The sequence below is a fragment of the Pseudomonas syringae KCTC 12500 genome (genome assembly GCF_000507185.2).
GTDB lineage: Bacteria > Pseudomonadota > Gammaproteobacteria > Pseudomonadales > Pseudomonadaceae > Aquipseudomonas > Aquipseudomonas syringae.
The window spans coordinates 3,819,235-3,835,026 of the sequence record NZ_AYTM02000002.1 but is presented as its reverse complement, the minus strand read 5'-3'; the positions used below and the strand labels follow the sequence as shown (position 1 = coordinate 3,835,026).

Here is a 15,792-nt window from a genome sequence, read left to right as displayed (position 1 = left end):
CGTAATGGCACTTAACCATCATCTCGTATTCGATGTATTGACACATGACTCCCTACTGCATTCGCCGGTGAATGACCGTCTGGCTCGTTATGCAATGGGTCAGTCGTCGCCTCGACCAAACATCGTGAGCAACTTCAAGTCTGTACGTAGTCGCAGCTGAAAACTGCTAAGTCAACCAGGCCATGTCTGCGCGCAGCTGGAAGAGGTCCACAGGACGGATCCGCCGCTTATGCGCTGCCAAACATGATCCGGGCCACACATGCGCACCACTCAGGAATAGTGATCGATGAACCCACAGGGCTATGAGCACGACCACGTCATACCGACGAATATTGAAGATGTTGCCAAGGTATTGCAGGCCGCTGCTCACTCCGCCTCGTGCACCGCCGGTTTGCTGATGGTATCCAGCGCAACAGGCTGGGAGCAATTGGTCAGCTCCGGTCAAAGCCTGCCCAAAGCGGATGAGGCATGGTTGAGGATGATCTCGTCGTATGGCGACGTGGTGCTGGTCGGTCAGGACAGCCCGGCGAATACGATGGAAACCAACAGCTCGGGGTCTACGCTGATCTACGTTGCTGTCCGTGGCTTCAGGCATGAATTGCTCGGCGCAATGCTGTTGCGCAACAGCGATGACGCAATGGTGCTGAGCGCTGCGCAACGCTATGCGCTGCAGGCCCAGGCGGCTCATATTCGTACTTACCTGCAACCGGGACGTGATCCCGAAGCCAATAACCCGCTGGTCACCTCGTTCGAACGCCTGCGCTTGCTTGAGTCGGTGGTCATCAACGCCAATGACGCGATTCTTATCACCGAAGCGGAACCCATCGATCTGCCAGGCCCGCGTATCGTCTATTGCAACCCTGCGTTTCTGGCGATCACCGGCTTCACTGAAGAGGAAGTCATAGGTCGCACGCCCCGCATCCTGCAGTGCGAGGAAACCAGTCGGGCAACACTGGACGTCATTCGTGAGGCACTCAGTCACTGGCGGGCGGTTGAGGTCGAACTGCTCAACACCCGCAAGGATGGCAGCAAGTTCTGGGTCGAGTTGAGCATTGTGCCGGTGGCCAACGAAAAAGGCTGGTTCACCCACTGGGTGTCCGTGCAGCGCGATATCACCGAGCGCAAGGAGTCTCAGCAACTGGCTCAGCGAGCCCGTCTGGAGTGGGAGGAAAAGCTTGCGCTACAGAGCCGGCTGGAGGAGCGCGAACGCATTTCCGAAGAGCTGACCTATATCGCTTTTCACGATGAGCTGACCTCACTGTTCAACCGCGCTTACCTGATGAACGAGTTGACCACGGCCTTTGAAATCCGCGACCCCCGCTACGAACGGGCAACGGTACTCTTTCTGGACCTGGACGGCTTCAAGGTAGTCAACGACAGCATGGGGCACCTGGCCGGTGACAAGTTGCTCAAGGCGGTCGCGAATCGATTGCAGACCTGCGTTCGCTCTAATGACGTTTTAGCGCGAATCGGCGGCGACGAATTTGCGATCCTGCTGATGGGCAAGGATCAGCCGGAGACTGCCGTAAAGATGGCTGAACGTATCGTCAGTCAATTGCACACGGCAATACAGATCGAAAACCAGGACATTTTCATCTCGTGCAGCATCGGTATCGTCACCGCAGGTGACAGCCATACCAAACCCGAAGAGTTGCTGCGTGACGCCGACGTTGCCATGTACTCCGCAAAAAAACAGGGCAGAGGGCGCTGGAGCATCTTCAACACCTCGATGCGCGAAGCGGCGATCGACACGCTGGTGATTCAGAACGCGCTGCGCCAGGCACTTGAAGACAAGGATTTCCTGGTCTTTTATCAGCCGATCTACAGCGGCACCTGTGAGCATCTGGTCGGGGTCGAGGCGCTGGTCAGGTGGAACCATGCCACCATGGGCATCATTTCCCCCGATGCCTTTATCCCGATTGCCGAAGACCTCGGGATCATTCATGAGCTGGGGGCCTGGGTCATGCATCAGGCCTGTAGCGAAGTGCAGGCCTGGCGCAAGGAGTTCTCTCACCTGGACCTGAGGCTCAACGTCAATGTGTCCGGGAAAGAGCTGAGCCACCCTGGATTCGTCGATCAGGTGACACGGATCATCGCCACCACCGGCCTGCCCGCGGGCCAGCTTCAGATCGAGGTCACCGAATCAGTGTTTCTCTATCAGCCTGACGCGATCGCCGAGGTTCTCCGGCAGATCAGGCAGCTTGGCGTGAGAGTGGCGCTGGATGATTTCGGCACGGGTTACAGCTCGCTCGGCTACATTGACCGTTACCCGATCGATGCCGTGAAGATCGATCGGTCCTTCGTGTCCCGAATGATGACGTATGAGCGCAGCAAAGCCATTGTCAGCAGCATCCTGTCGCTGGGCCGAGCGCTGAATCTGGATATCACGGCGGAAGGCGTGGAGACAGCGGAACAATACAACCTGCTGCGCAAAATGGGCTGCCCTTACTTTCAGGGCTATCTGCTAAACAGGCCGATGCGCTCAGAGGCACTGCTGCACATCATCAAGTCCGCTGCCGAGTGCACGGCCTGATCTACCCCGAGGTTGATGGGCCGGAATGACTCCCGTCCATTCCGCAGCCTGAGCGTGAGCATGCTGTCTTGTAATGTGTCTCTACCTGTAAAATCTTGCCAATGACCTGGTAACTGATCCAGGAAGCTCTGCGCAGCGTACTGAATACCGTCGTGATGGGCGTCATGCACCCGTATATTCATGGCGGTATAGTGCCTGTGCAACCAGTGCTCGGTGCCTGCGGTCCAACTTACTGCATCCATTGTCCAACCGGCATTGCGTCACACATTATCTGATCAGAGCCGCGATCAATTAACGGATCACTCGACAGGAAATCAGATGACCTCATCCAGCCAGCGTCTTGCCTTGCTTGAAGCCGTTGTTGAACAGTCATTCAATGCCGTATTGATCACCGACGCCAATCTGGCCAATGGCGGCCCCTTCATCGTGTACGTCAATCCGGCCTTCTGCTCCATGACCGGCTACACGGCAGAGGCATTGATCGGTGCCTCACCACGGATCCTGCAAGGCCCGGACACCGATCCTCAAGTGATCGAGCGGATGCGCGAATGCCTGAGCGAAAGTCTTTTTTTCGAAGGGTCGACGGTCAATTACCGCGCGGACGGAAGTCCTTACATCGTCGAGTGGAAAATTTCTCCCGTGCGCGACGATGCAGGTACGGTGTGCAACTTTGTCTCTGTGCAGCAGAACATCAGCCCGCGCATCCGCGCCGAGCGTGAGCAACACCTGCTGGCGCAGGCACTGAACGCTGCGCTTGATCCGATTATCATCACCGACTGCAATTCCACCATCGTGTTTGCCAATGAAGCCTTTCAGCAGATCACTGGCTACAGCAGCAGCGAAATCCTCGGCGAAAACCCGCGGATGCTGAGCTCTGGAAAACACGATGAGGCGTTCTATGCGCAATTCAAGGAAGCGCTGAAGAGTGGCGCCCCGCTTCGCACGACCTTCATCAACAAGCGCAAGGACGGCTCGCTGTTCTATGCGGAACACAGCATTTCGCCGCTCTGTAACCTTGAAGGCGTAGTCACCCACTATGTCAGCATCAGCCAGGATGTGACCACACGCCTGGGCCGCGAACAAAAGTTGCTGGAGATTGCTCACAGCGATCCGCTGACCGGGCTGGATAACCGTCGCTCAGCCGAGCATACGCTTGAGCGACAGATACCTGCGGTAAGTATGTCGGGCAAGCCGTTCAGCCTGATCATCTGCGATATCGATCATTTCAAGGCGGTCAATGACCGGTACGGCCATCCTGCCGGGGACAGCGTAATCACTAGCGTTGCGGCCATCCTCAAACAACGTATCCGCCTGTTGGACGTCGCCGCCCGATGGGGAGGAGAAGAGTTTCTGATCCTGGTGCCCGACAGCTCGTTGAAACAGGCGGCCGAACTCGCGGAGCGCATTCGCAAAAGCGTTGAAAGCCTGGTGATTCCGGAAACCGGATCGGTGACCATTTCTCTGGGCGTTGCAGAACTCAGCGCCGGGGAAACGGCCGCCAGCCTCATTCAGCGTGCAGACAAGGCGCTTTATCAGGCCAAGCGCCTGGGCCGCAACCGGGTGGAATGCGCTTAGACCAAGACTCGGTTTTACTCATTGCCCGCCTCGTTTGCCTGCGCATTGAACCCGGGCCTGTCATTTCGACAGGCCCGGACGTCGTGTCAGAGCTTCGGCAGTTGTCCGATACGCCCCATCATCTCAGTGACGATCTGCAGATCCAGCAAGAACTGGCCGGTGGTCTTGAACTCGTTGTCCGTATGACCGGTGTATTTGACTTCGGGTCTCGCCAGGCCGAACTGCACCCCGTTGGGCAATGAATGGACCGACGTAGCGCCAGCCGACGTGCCAAAGGTGTGTTCCATACCGAGATTTTCACTGGCCACAGCGAGCAGCGCCTTGACCCACTCACCCTCGGGGTTGCGGTACATCGGCTCGGCGATGGAATAGTCGAACACTGGCCTGATAGCGGTTTTCGTACTCCAGGCGGCGAGCTTTTCGGCGATTTCGGATTTGAGCTCCTGCGGGGACTTGCCTTTCGGCACACGCAGATTGACCGCTAGTTTGAATGCCTTTTCATCCATTGCGACGTACGTCAAGGATGCTGTGAGAGGCCCCATGAAGTCGTCGGAGAACCCCACGCCCAACTTGCTTCCCAGGTAATCGAGTCCCCAGTTGTCGGAGGCATAGCGAGCAGCATCGGTGATCTGGTTGTGTTTAAGCGCAACCTTGCCCTGCAGACTGTTAATGAAGTCCAGCATCCTCGCGACCGGGTTGACGCCGGACTGGGGTGCCGATGAGTGCGCGGACACGCCGGTCACAGTCAGCTTGACGTCCTTGCCGTCGACCCTGGCATCGACCTCGAAGTCACCGCCATTGCTTTTCACGTACTCGGCACTGACCTGTTGCAAGCTTGCAGCCAGCTCGGCAGGTTTGTCAGTCAGCAGAGTGGCGACCGACTTCGACGGAATCTGATTGGTGGCCATGCCCCCGGTCATTGAAACAATCTCGGCCCCCTCGCCTTCAGCCTCGCGTCGGGCAAAGCTGGCCATGACCGTGCCGTAACCTTTTTCGGCAATCACGACCGGGTAACCGCCATCCAGCGCCAGGTTGTAGGCGGGCGTCGGGTTACGCTCAAAATAGTAAGGGATTGCGTCGCCGGCCGTTTCTTCCGTGGTATCGATCAGCAACTTGAAGTTTCTGGCCAGCGGCAGCTTTTCTTCCTTGATGACTTTCATGGCATAGAGCGCAACCACAATACCGTTCTTGTCGTCCTCGGTGCCGCGTCCATACATGCGATCACCGATCAGCGTCACCTTGAACGGGTCCAGACGAGTGCCGTCAGGCAAGACCCAGTTGTCCAGCGTGACCGGTACAACATCGGCATGCACATGAATGCCAACTACTTCATCACCCGCGCCATCGAGCGAGACTTCATACACACGGTTATCGACGTTGCGAAACTTCAGATTGAAGCGCTCGGCCAGGCGCTTGATCGTGTCGGCGATCTTTATGAACGCCGGGTTTTCATGCTGGGCAACGCCGTCGACACGAACCGTGGGAATAGCCACTAGCTCACGCAGGGTTTCAGTGGCCGCGCTGCCGTACTTCATGCGGGTATACAAACCGAGCAAGCGATGAATGTCGTTTTGTTGCGCTGCGGAAAGTTGCTTGTTGTCGAGAAAGGCACTGATGGCCGAGCCAAAATCGGCAGTTTTAACCACATCAGCACTGGCAAGATTGTTCAGAAACTGCTTGAAATCCTTTACCGATGCATCATTGAATGTCTTGAGGATAACGGCGCTCTGTTGTGCAGTGACAGTGGCGTTTGCCAGACTGGTGAACGACGAGAGACTGGCGAGTATCAAGGTGGAAGCAGCCAGTTTTTTGAGTGACAGGTTCATGGTTGAAGGCATTCCTTGGCAGGCAAAGCGCGAATTTTTCTGATCGTTTGATCAGGAAGCATTTCAACTTACACCAAGAGCAATGATGCGAGAATCCCCTTTTAAAACGAAGCGATGCAGTGGAGTGCTCATATGATCAAGCTGCTGATGCGCCTGAAAGCGCGCTTCGACCGAAAGTCCAAGGGGCAGTAGCCTGGCGGTGCTGCAAGATGCCTTCAACCACAACCCGAGTTTGATCATCAGTAATCTGGGCACCTGTAAGCCACTTCATCATGTCAGCACTTCCTTCTTAACGAACTGCAGATACATGAGCAAGATAAAGGCCAACCACCCGATCAAACACAGTGAATTCTTCCCCCGCCGAACACTCCGAACAGTAACGAGCGAACGCCGCAGATCAGTCGCTCTCCACTCGAGGACATCTGAATGACCACCGCATTCAAAGTTGGCGACGCCGTACACTGGAACTCCGAGGCAGGCCAGGTGCATGGCAAAGTCACCAAAGTACATGTGCAGGACGTGGAGTTCATGGGCAAACATCGGCCCGCTTCAAAGGACAATCCGCAGTACGAAGTGAAAAGCGACAAGACCGGTCATTCGGCGATGCATCATGGGGATGCGCTCAAGCACGCGTGATTGCTCTGCGCCGCGTCGTGGAGAGAACGGTGTAGCGCCCTTCTTACTCACGCGAGAAAGCTGTAACCATTGGCGTGCCTGGTGCCTGCATCCGAAACGGATGCAGGCACGCGGCATCAGATCACGCCGCAGGCAGCACGATCACCGCCACCGCCCAGAGGTGCGGGGTGGTCGGAATGGTTGTCGCCGCCGGCGTGAACCATCAGCGCGTGGCCTTTGACTTCCGAGAGTTTCTTCAGGCGTGGGGCAAGCACCGGATAACTCGCGGTGCCGTCAGCAGCCACGTACAGCGCAGGCAGATCGCCTAGATGGCCATCGGCGTAAGGCCCCAGATGCTTGCCGGTCTTGGCCGGGTCGAAGTGACCGCCAGCCGCGAGGGCTGCAACCTTCTTGCCGTCCTTGGTACCCGCTTCGCAACTGCCGTTTTCATGCACATGAAAACCGTGGATGCCTGCAGGCAGCTCTTTCAGATTCGGAGTGAACAGCAAACCGTATTGCGTTTCGCTCACCGTAACGCTGCCGATAGGTTTGGGCGCGCCATCAGCGCTGACCAGATTGATCGGAACGTCCAGCGATGCAGCCTGAACACCGAAAGAGAAAACGCCAAGCAGACCTAGCAAAAGATGAGGTTTCATAATTTCAATGCGTCCCTGATCTGATAATCGAATTGAACGTGGCACCAGGCAGCGCGGAGGCTGCACAGCACGAACGTCTTTCATGCCACAGAGGATGTGACCACAGACCTGCGAACTTGATGCAAGGAAATGAACGGGGGTCGCCGGGGAAAGTAATGCAAAACATCACGACTGGCCCGCCGACACCAAGGTCGGCAGGCCAGCGCTGTTCAACGGTGCTCAGTTAACAGCACAGTGGTGCGGATCAGATATCCAGGCAGATCTTGCCGAAATGCTGATTGGTTTCCTGATAACGGAACGCTTCGACGATGTCGGTCATCGGGAAGGAACGGTCCATGACCGGACGCATGCCGTTGGCATCAATGGCGCGGATCATGTCCTGTTGCTGGGTGCGACTGCCGACCAGCACGCCCTGCATGCGCAGTTGTTTGACCAGCGCCGGGACGAACTCCAGTTGACCGGCAACACCGCTCAGGATGCCGATGACCGAGATGTGGCCAGCGACCCGTGCCGCATTCATGGAGTGCTGCAGGGTCGATGGACCGCCCACATCGATGATGTGATCCACACCACGGCCGCCGGTCAGCTTGCGGGCAGTCTCGCCCCAGTTGCTGTCCTTGCGGTAGTTGATCAGGTGGTCGGCGCCCATGGCTTGCAGACGCTCCAGTTTTTCATCACTCGACGACGTGGCGATAACGGTCGCACCGACCATCTTGGCGAACTGCAACGCAAAAATCGATACACCGCCAGTGCCCTGCACCAGGACGGTATCGCCGGCTTTCAACGCGTCATCAACCATCAGCGCACGCCACGCGGTCAGGCCAGCGGTGGTCAGCGTGGACGCTTCGGCATGGCTGTAGCCCTTTGGCGCAAGGGTGAACGAGGTGGCACGGGCAGTGACCTGCTCGCGGGCATAACCGTCGACGCCATCACCCGGCACCGTGACAAAACCTTCAACCAGTGGCTCGCCGCTGATCCATTCCGGGAAGAACGTGCTGACCACGGAGTCGCCAACCGCGAACTCGCTGACGCCCTCGCCTACTGCGGTGACGACGCCTGCACCATCGGCCATGGGAATGCGTTTTTCCGTCGGTGCCCACATGCCGGTGACGACCGCGAAGTCGTGATAGTTGAGCGAGTTGGCGTGCAGACGCACAGTGATCTCACCGGCTTTAGGTGCAAGCACTTCGCTTTCGCCAACGCTGACCTGATCGTAGCCGCCGCCAGCCTGCACGTAGATGGTTTTATTGCTCATGGTCAATCTCCTATCAATTCAACATTACGCAAAATGACGAAATGTGTAAATAACGCTCAAAGCCTAGAGTTCTTTCTTGAGCCTGTCGGCAAACCGGTCGATGGCCTGCTCATCACGGCGAAAATAGGTCCACTTGCCAATCCTCGTTGCCTGAACCAGCCCGGCACGTTGCAGGATGGCCAGATGAGCAGACGCGGTAGAAGCCGACAGGTTGGCCTTGGCCTGAATGTGCGACACACACACGCCTATCGCCGGATCACCGTGGTCCTGGGGAGGGAAATGGGCTTGCGGGTTTTTCAGCCACTCCATGATCAACATGCGAGTGTCATTGCCGACCGCTTTGATTTGCTCAAGAATCATGGGGCACAACATTACGCTTTTTTACGAAATGTTCAACCCCTGATTTAACCTCCTCCGGCCAACGGCATGTTTTGATTACAGCTTCACATCGACCTGACAAATGAAGCAATCTGTCGACTCCAATAAAATCGACCGCACCGCTGAGAGCATTCAGACTCATGATGAATCTTAAATACAGCGCCCTGACCGCTCTGCTGCTGGGTATCACAGGCATGGCTCAGGCTCAGGACTACACCTCGCATCTGGACAAGGTGCTGCAAACTGGCCAGTTGGCTGTCTGCACCACTGGCGACTACAAGCCCTATACCCTGCTGCGCGAAGACAGTGAGTACGAAGGCATTGATATCACCATGGCCCGTTCACTGGCCAAGAGCCTGGGGGTGAATGTGCAGTGGGTGCCCACGACGTGGAAAAACCTGATGCCTGACATGGTCGCCGGTAAATGCGACATCGGTATGGGCGGCATCTCGGTGAGTCTGGAACGCCAGAAAAAAGCGTTTTTCAGCAACACGCTGGACGTCGATGGCAAAATCCCGCTGGTGCGCTGCGCCGATCAGGCCCTGTATCAGACTGTCGAGCAGATCAACCAGCCCTCTGTGCGTTTGATCGAACCCGCCGGTGGCACCAATGAAGCCTTCGCTCGCGCTCATCTGCCAAAGGCGTCCCTGGCATTTCACGACAACAAGACCATCTTCCAGGAGCTGCTGGACAAGAAAGCTGACGTGATGATCACCGATGCTTCCGAAGCGCTCTACCAGCAGAAACGCATGCCCGGCCTGTGTGCGGTCAATCCGACCCGGTACATGCAATACGGCGAAAAGGCCTACCTGTTGCCACGCGATGATGTGACCTGGAAAGGCTACGTGGACCAATGGCTGCACCTGAGCAAGGCCACCGGCGAGTATCAGCAGGCGCTGGGAGAATGGCTGGCAGTGCCCGCCGAGTGAGTGTGAAGCGGTCTTGCCGGGCACTGCCTTCGACGTCCTGCTGTGCAATGGTTGCAAGGCGTGTCCGGGTGAAATAGCGTGTTACGGCAACTCTCACTGGAAGGCAGCCAAACGAGCATGAAGCCCAGCAAACCCATCACCCGTGCGTACTGTGTCGAACTGCAGCAGGAGCTGTCGATCGCCGCTGCCCGACGCGAATACTTCTCTCAGGAGCCGCCACGCGCACGCTTCGAGTTTCTCTGCTCGACCGAGGCGTGCAGGACAATGGGGGCGAAGGTTACCGGGGTTCGCTATGACGTGAAGCCACAGGACAACCCGACCTTCGTCGCCGCGCACTTTCGCGCCAACCCGCATTACGACCATCACTCGGGCTGCGAATGGGTGGATGAGCGCGCAGAAGCAGAGGAAGAACCGAACGTTCCGGTCGAAGAAACCGATGTACAGACACGCCTGCGCAAGGCCAAACGCAAGCTGGACGACTACATCGATATCTTCGACCCGGTCATCAAGGCGCCGACCAAAGACGCGTCCGGCCCGGAAAAACCCGATGCTGGCGCCCAGCGCCCTGCTGCAACGCTTCCAGTCACAGAACCAGCCAAGCCACCAACTGCTCGCTACAGCGAAACGCGCACCAATAACCTCGAGCGGCTGGTAGACAGCTATCGGCAGGCCAAGGCCGAGCTGTCACTGGAAGACTTCAAGCTGCTGAAGCTGAAAATTCCGGGCCAGGGCGAGGTTTCGTTGCGCTCGTATTTTCGCCATATCAAATACGCGCAATCAGGCGATAACGGCCGGGTGCTGTTCGGAGGCGGTCTGGTCGAGCAGCGGTACGGGTTGGGTTTCAAGTTCAGGTTCTTCGACCGTCTGGACGGCAAACTGGTGACGCTCTACGTATCGCCCGCGCAGATGCAGGCCTATCGCTCCAGCCGCTACATCAGTGAGCTGCTGAGCCATGCGGATGACGTGAAGTTTTTCACGGTGTATGCGCTGGGAACGGTCACACAGAGCCCGTCAGGCAAAAGCTATGGCCTGGAGGTCGACGACTTGCGGCATCTGGCGATCGTGCTGGGGCCGGCGAAGGAGCCGCTTGAGGAAGGGAAAACACCTGAAGCCTGAGCATTGGGTCGAGGATCGTTCCAGCGTTCGACGCTGGAACGATCCGGGTCAGCTCATCAGACCTTGACGATCCAGCCGGCTGGCGCCTCGATGTCACCGGACTGAACGCCGGTCAGTTCCTTGTACAGGCGCTGAGTGACAGGACCGACTTCGGTCTGGCTGTAGAACACGTGCAGGTTGTCCTTGTAGGAAATCCCGCCGATCGGAGTAATGACCGCAGCCGTACCGCATGCGCCCGCTTCCTTGAACTCGCCGAGCTGGTCGATGAACACATCACCCTCTTCGACCGTCAGGCCCAGACGGGATTTCGCCAGTTCGATCAACGACAGGCGGGTGATCCCCGGCAGCACCGATGGCGACTTGGGCGTCAGGAACACATCGTCCTTGGTGATGGCAAAGAAGTTGGCCGAACCCACTTCCTCGATCTTGGAGTGGGTCTGCGGATCGAGATAGATGCAATCTGCAAAGCTGTGCTTCTTGGCTTCAGAACCGGGCATCAGGCTGGCAGCATAGTTACCGCCGACCTTGGCCGCGCCTGTCCCGTTGGGCGCAGCGCGGTCGTAGCCGGAGATGACGAAATTGTTCGGCTTCAGGCCACCTTTGAAATAGGCGCCCACCGGAATGCAGAAAATCGAGAAGATGAACTCAGGCGCCGTGCGCACGCCGATGTTGTCACCCACACCGATGACGAACGGGCGCAGGTACAACGCGCCGCCGGAACCGTAAGGCGGAATGAAACGTTCGTTGGCCTTGACCACCTGTTTGCAGGCTTCAATGAATACATCGGTCGGGACGTGGGGCATCAACAGGCGGGAGCAGCTGCGCTGCATGCGCTGGGCGTTCTGATCGGGACGGAACAGATTGATCGAGCCATCCTTGCAGCGGTAAGCCTTGAGGCCCTCGAAGCACTGCTGGCCATAATGCAGCGCGGTCGACCCTTCGCTGATATGCAGCGTGTTGTCCTCGGTCAGCGAGCCCTGATCCCAGGCACCGTCGCGCCAATGAGAAAGGTAGCGCTTGTCGGTCTTGATGTAATCAAAACCCAGAGTGTCCCAGTTGATGCTTTCTTGACTCATAACGCCCTCTATCATTTTAGCGACTGCCTGGTCGAGTCAGGCCAATGCCTTATTCTGCCAGATCATTCGGGCCATGAGGCTCGAAATAAATGCAAACCGACATGGCATTTCTGAAGCAGGCTTGCGGGCAGGAGCCTCATGCGTCCAGAGCTCACCCGACCGGGAGCGGAGGCGCTACCTGGCGCTCGCGGATATAGTCGATAAACGTGTCCATATCCGAGCTGCACAACGTTCGTGCAACGGACTTGACCTCTTCGACAGGCCAGTCCCACCAGGCCGCCTGGAGCAGCAGCTGGCGAATGTCTTCGTCGAATCGCCAACGGATGAATTTGCAGGGGTTGCCTCCCACCACCGAATAGGGAGCCACGTCCCGAACGACCATCGCACCTGCCGCGACAATGGCGCCATGGCCGATGGTGACACCCGACACAATGGTTGCATTGGCGCAAATCCAGCAGTCGCTGCCGATCACCACATCGCCCTTGCTCGGCGCGTAATCCTGAATATCCGCGACTTGCGCGACCATCGCCGGGAACGGGTACGTTGTAATCCAGTCCGTGCGATGCTCGCCGCCCAGTAGAATTTTCACACCCTCGGCAATGGAGGTATAAGCACCGACCCTGAACACCGAATCGTCACCAAAGTCGACAATATCCGGAATGCCATAAGTCCCCACGCCAACGACCGCACGCGGGTATTTCAATCTGATTTTTTCGGCGTGCCTGTCCAGCTTGTCCATCTTGCGCAACTGCTTGCGTATTTTTCTATTTTTCAACAGCTCGATAAATTTCATATCTTCAATCACATTTTTTTGGACAGTCAGGCAGCACTTACCGATAGCTCAGGAGTAAACGCTTGCAGCGCCGCAAGGTCGTTCTGTTGATCTGCCTCCATGGGATGGAAAACAAAAGCCCCCAGGCATATCGCTTGTCCGCGACCGCGGCATATTTCAAGGCTTTGTTGATGGCCTGAGTACGACCGCTCTGGTATTCGCGATGATCCCGATAGGGCTCGATGCTTTTCAGGTCAGCCTCAAGCAACACCTTGTACTTGCGCGAAAGGTTGTTCGGGTGACGTCGATAGCGCGTGACGATCTCGGGGAGCACATGAATTTCATAGCCCAGATGAGCGATTTTCAGTGTTGCCTGAAAATCTTGCACCCTTATCTGCGGGTCATAGCCGTTCGCATCCTTAATGGCCTTCATGCGGTACAGAGCGACCGGCGCGCCAACGACCACCGCTCCGCGCAATATGTCATCGAACGTCAGCCGCTCGATGTGATCGCGGGACTGACGTTTGATTTCCTTGCCGTCGCCATCCATGTAGCTGACCAGTGCGCCGACACAGCCTACCGCGGGATGATTGTCCAGATACTCGGCACGAATCCGCACCGATGAGGGAAGCATGATGTCATCCAGATCCGGCGTAGAGAGGTACACGCCTTTGGCGTAACGCAGACCATGGTTGAGGGCAGCACTGACGCCCTGATTGGCCTGGCGATAGAGCTGGAAAGGATAGCGTTGCTGCAGGGACTCCAGCATCGCAATGCTGTTGTCGGTCGAGCCATCGTCAACGACGATGACCTCGAAATTCTCGTAGTCCTGAGCAAAAATACTCTGAATCGCGACCTCGAGAAATCGCTCGGCGTTGTAGCAAGGGGCAACGATGGAAACCAAAGGGCTGGGCGTGGGGTTCTGACTTTCTGAAGACATCATGGGTAGCAGCCATAATCATGATCAGCCCTGACGGGCTCGGAAACCGAATATCTGTAACAGGTCGCTTGAAAACGGCACATCATGCGGCAAGCGCTCCTGATTTTCCATGAAAGGTCAAAAACGTCCTGTGAACAGGCATTTATAGCCGCGGAAAAACTGCCGACATGCCCTGTCTTTCATTCAGTGTAGATCGGCACTCAAAAAAAACCCCGTTCTTCGCAGAACGGGGTTTTCATGTTGCGCATCAAGTGGAATCAGAAAGCGTAAGTCACCAGCAATTCTTTTGTCACCTGAAAGTCGACCGACATCATCACGCTCAAGGCAGTGATGGTGAAAATCGAAAACACGAACAGCTTGCGAGCCCAGACAGTATCGTCAACGGCCTTGTAGCCCTTCCAGGCCATGTACAGCCAGTACATACCCATACCCGCTGCAACAGCCAGGTAGTTGAGGCCCGCATAGCCACCCACGGTCAACATCAGGGTCGCTACGAGGAACGCCAGGATGTAGAGCATGATGTGGCGCTTGGTAACCAGAATGCCGCGCTTGACCGGCAGAACCGGAATCTTCGCAGCACGGTAATCATTGAAGCGGAAGATGGCGATCGCATACGAATGCGGCATCTGCCACAGGCTGAACATCACCAGTAGCGTGAGTGCCGCAAAGTCGAAGCTGTTGCTCACTGCGCAGTAGCCAATCACCGGCGGCATGGCCCCCGAGAGACTGCCCACCAGCGTGCCGTGAACGGATCTGCGTTTCAGGTACAGGCTGTAAAGGCCGACGTAGATCACGAACCCGATCACTGCAAACAGTGCGGCCAACGGATTGGCCTCGGTGTACAGCAGGCCAACGCCTGCAATACCGAGCAGGGTTGCGTAGAGCAGCGCCAGTTTCAGAGAAACCAGGCCCTGCACCAGAACCCGGTTACGGGTTCTTTCCATTCGCTGATCGATATCGCGATCGATGCAGTTATTGAACACACAACCGGACGCAACGACCAGGGAAGTACCGATGACCGCCGCAAGGAACACGCCGAAATCGATATTTCCCTTGGAAGCCAGAAAAAAGCCACCTGCCACCGAAAGCACGTTACCGAAAATGATCCCCGGCTTGGTGATTTGGATAAAGTGCTTCAGTGACATCTGGTATTCCTCAATGCGCCATCATTTCGCGGTGGACGCTGAAGATGATCCACAGCGACAAGCCGACCAGCAGGACAATAACCATCGTGGTAAAGGCGAAGGCCATCACGTTGTTACGCTGCACGCTTGTGAAGTCCAGATGCAGGAAGTAATGCAGGTGCACCAGAATCTGGATGATCGCGAAGACCAGAACGATTGCGATCGTCATGTCCTTCGGCAGCGAAGGTGACATCACCAGGGCAAACGGAATGGCGGTCAGGATGATCGACAGTACGAAACCGATGATGTACGACTTCACTGAGCCGTGACTATTGTCTTCAGCGGAGTGATGCGAATTTGACATTACAAAGCTCCCATCAGATAGACAACGGTGAACACGCCGATCCAGACAACGTCCAGGAAGTGCCAGAACAGGCTCAGGCAGCTCAGGCGCGTCTTGTTGGTGTTGGTCAGGCCCTTTTTCTGGACCTGGAACATCATGATCGCCATCCAGATCAGGCCGCTGGTCACGTGCACGCCGTGCAGACCTACCAGCGCGAAGAACGCTGACAGGAAGCCGCTGCGGCTAGGACCGAAGCCCTCTTCGATCAGGTGATGGAACTCATAGACTTCCATACCGATAAACGCAGCACCACACAGGAAGGTCAGTGCCAGCCAGCCCAGTACCTGGCTTTTATTGCCCTTGTACAGTGCCAGCATGGCGAAGCCGTAAGTGATACTACTGACCAACAGGAACGCGGTTTCCACAGCCACGAATGGCAGCAGGAAGATGTCCTGGCCCGACGGGCCGCCCGCGACGCTGTTGACCATCACGGCGTACACCGCGAAGAACGAGGCGAACAACACGCAGTCGGTCATCAGGTACAGCCAGAAGCCGTAGACCGTCATGCCACCGCTGTCGTGGTGATCGTCATGCCCATGATCATAGTCGTGACCGTGATCGTGGGCTCCGGAGTTGATTGCAATATTTGACATT

Annotated in this window: 15 protein-coding genes; 5 read left to right on the top strand and 10 right to left on the bottom strand. The window is 56.8% G+C overall.

What is annotated here, in order from left to right; translation table 11 throughout:
- Positions 1 to 286: 286 nt before the first annotated feature.
- Both V476_RS17445 and V476_RS17440 read left to right on the top strand, forming a co-directional pair.
- Positions 287 to 2,533 (top strand): putative bifunctional diguanylate cyclase/phosphodiesterase, encoded by a 2,247-nt coding sequence (locus V476_RS17445; protein ID WP_024959551.1) that lies wholly within the window; start codon positions 287 to 289, stop codon positions 2,531 to 2,533.
- A 318-nt stretch (positions 2,534 to 2,851) separates the two neighbouring features.
- Positions 2,852 to 4,108 carry a sensor domain-containing diguanylate cyclase gene (locus V476_RS17440; RefSeq protein ID WP_024959550.1) on the top strand — a complete coding sequence of 419 codons (1,257 nt, stop codon included), beginning with the start codon at positions 2,852 to 2,854 and terminating at the stop codon, positions 4,106 to 4,108.
- 86 nt (positions 4,109 to 4,194) lie between these two features.
- Here V476_RS17440 and V476_RS17435 read toward each other — a convergent pair whose 3' ends face one another.
- Positions 4,195 to 5,934, bottom strand: a complete 1,740-nt coding sequence (locus tag V476_RS17435; RefSeq protein ID WP_024959549.1) for a dipeptidase — start codon at positions 5,932 to 5,934, stop codon at positions 4,195 to 4,197.
- Positions 5,935 to 6,360: 426 nt separating this feature from the next.
- On the opposite strand from V476_RS17435, the gene V476_RS17430 reads away from it, so the two are divergent.
- Positions 6,361 to 6,570: a hypervirulence associated TUDOR domain-containing protein gene (locus tag V476_RS17430; RefSeq protein WP_024959548.1), complete on the top strand. Its 210-nt coding sequence runs from the start codon at positions 6,361 to 6,363 to the stop codon at positions 6,568 to 6,570.
- A gap of 116 nt (positions 6,571 to 6,686) precedes the next feature.
- Here the strand turns inward: V476_RS17430 and sodC are convergent, their stop codons facing one another.
- From sodC to V476_RS17415, 3 genes are all read right to left on the bottom strand, one after another.
- On the bottom strand, positions 6,687 to 7,205 hold the full coding sequence (gene sodC, locus V476_RS17425; RefSeq protein WP_003421834.1) for a superoxide dismutase family protein: 519 nt from the start codon (positions 7,203 to 7,205) through the stop codon (positions 6,687 to 6,689).
- 244 nt (positions 7,206 to 7,449) lie between these two features.
- Positions 7,450 to 8,460, bottom strand: coding sequence for a zinc-dependent alcohol dehydrogenase family protein (locus V476_RS17420; RefSeq protein ID WP_003314089.1), 1,011 nt, complete (start codon positions 8,458 to 8,460; stop codon positions 7,450 to 7,452).
- A gap of 63 nt (positions 8,461 to 8,523) precedes the next feature.
- Positions 8,524 to 8,832 (bottom strand): ArsR/SmtB family transcription factor, encoded by a 309-nt coding sequence (locus V476_RS17415; protein WP_017277782.1) that lies wholly within the window; start codon positions 8,830 to 8,832, stop codon positions 8,524 to 8,526.
- A 146-nt stretch (positions 8,833 to 8,978) separates the two neighbouring features.
- Here V476_RS17415 and V476_RS17410 point away from each other — a divergent pair, with 146 nt between their 5' ends.
- Together V476_RS17410 and V476_RS17405 are read left to right on the top strand one after the other, a co-directional pair.
- The gene (locus V476_RS17410; RefSeq protein WP_003314087.1) at positions 8,979 to 9,767 is read left to right on the top strand and encodes a transporter substrate-binding domain-containing protein; all 789 of its coding nucleotides are present in this window, start codon (positions 8,979 to 8,981) and stop codon (positions 9,765 to 9,767) included.
- Between the two features lie 117 nt (positions 9,768 to 9,884).
- Entirely contained in the window at positions 9,885 to 10,883 is a 999-nt protein-coding gene (locus V476_RS17405) for a hypothetical protein (RefSeq protein ID WP_024959547.1), read from the top strand.
- 56 nt (positions 10,884 to 10,939) lie between these two features.
- On the opposite strand, the gene V476_RS17400 is transcribed toward V476_RS17405, so the two are convergent.
- The 6 genes from V476_RS17400 to cyoC form a co-directional block, all read right to left on the bottom strand.
- Positions 10,940 to 11,959: a branched-chain amino acid aminotransferase gene (locus V476_RS17400; RefSeq protein ID WP_003314085.1), complete on the bottom strand. Its 1,020-nt coding sequence runs from the start codon at positions 11,957 to 11,959 to the stop codon at positions 10,940 to 10,942.
- 151 nt (positions 11,960 to 12,110) lie between these two features.
- The gene (locus V476_RS17395) at positions 12,111 to 12,752 is read right to left on the bottom strand and encodes a CatB-related O-acetyltransferase (protein ID WP_003314084.1); all 642 of its coding nucleotides are present in this window, start codon (positions 12,750 to 12,752) and stop codon (positions 12,111 to 12,113) included.
- A 37-nt stretch (positions 12,753 to 12,789) separates the two neighbouring features.
- Entirely contained in the window at positions 12,790 to 13,674 is an 885-nt protein-coding gene (locus V476_RS17390) for a glycosyltransferase family 2 protein (protein ID WP_003341880.1), read from the bottom strand.
- A 254-nt stretch (positions 13,675 to 13,928) separates the two neighbouring features.
- Positions 13,929 to 14,816, bottom strand: a complete 888-nt coding sequence (gene cyoE, locus V476_RS17385; protein ID WP_003314082.1) for a heme o synthase — start codon at positions 14,814 to 14,816, stop codon at positions 13,929 to 13,931.
- Positions 14,817 to 14,826: 10 nt separating this feature from the next.
- Positions 14,827 to 15,159, bottom strand: coding sequence for a cytochrome o ubiquinol oxidase subunit IV (gene cyoD / locus V476_RS17380; RefSeq protein ID WP_002552345.1), 333 nt, complete (start codon positions 15,157 to 15,159; stop codon positions 14,827 to 14,829).
- Positions 15,159 to 15,791 (bottom strand): cytochrome o ubiquinol oxidase subunit III, encoded by a 633-nt coding sequence (cyoC, locus tag V476_RS17375; RefSeq protein ID WP_024959546.1) that lies wholly within the window; start codon positions 15,789 to 15,791, stop codon positions 15,159 to 15,161. Before cyoC ends, cyoD begins: the two co-directional genes overlap by 1 nt.
- Position 15,792 lies beyond the last annotated feature (1 nt).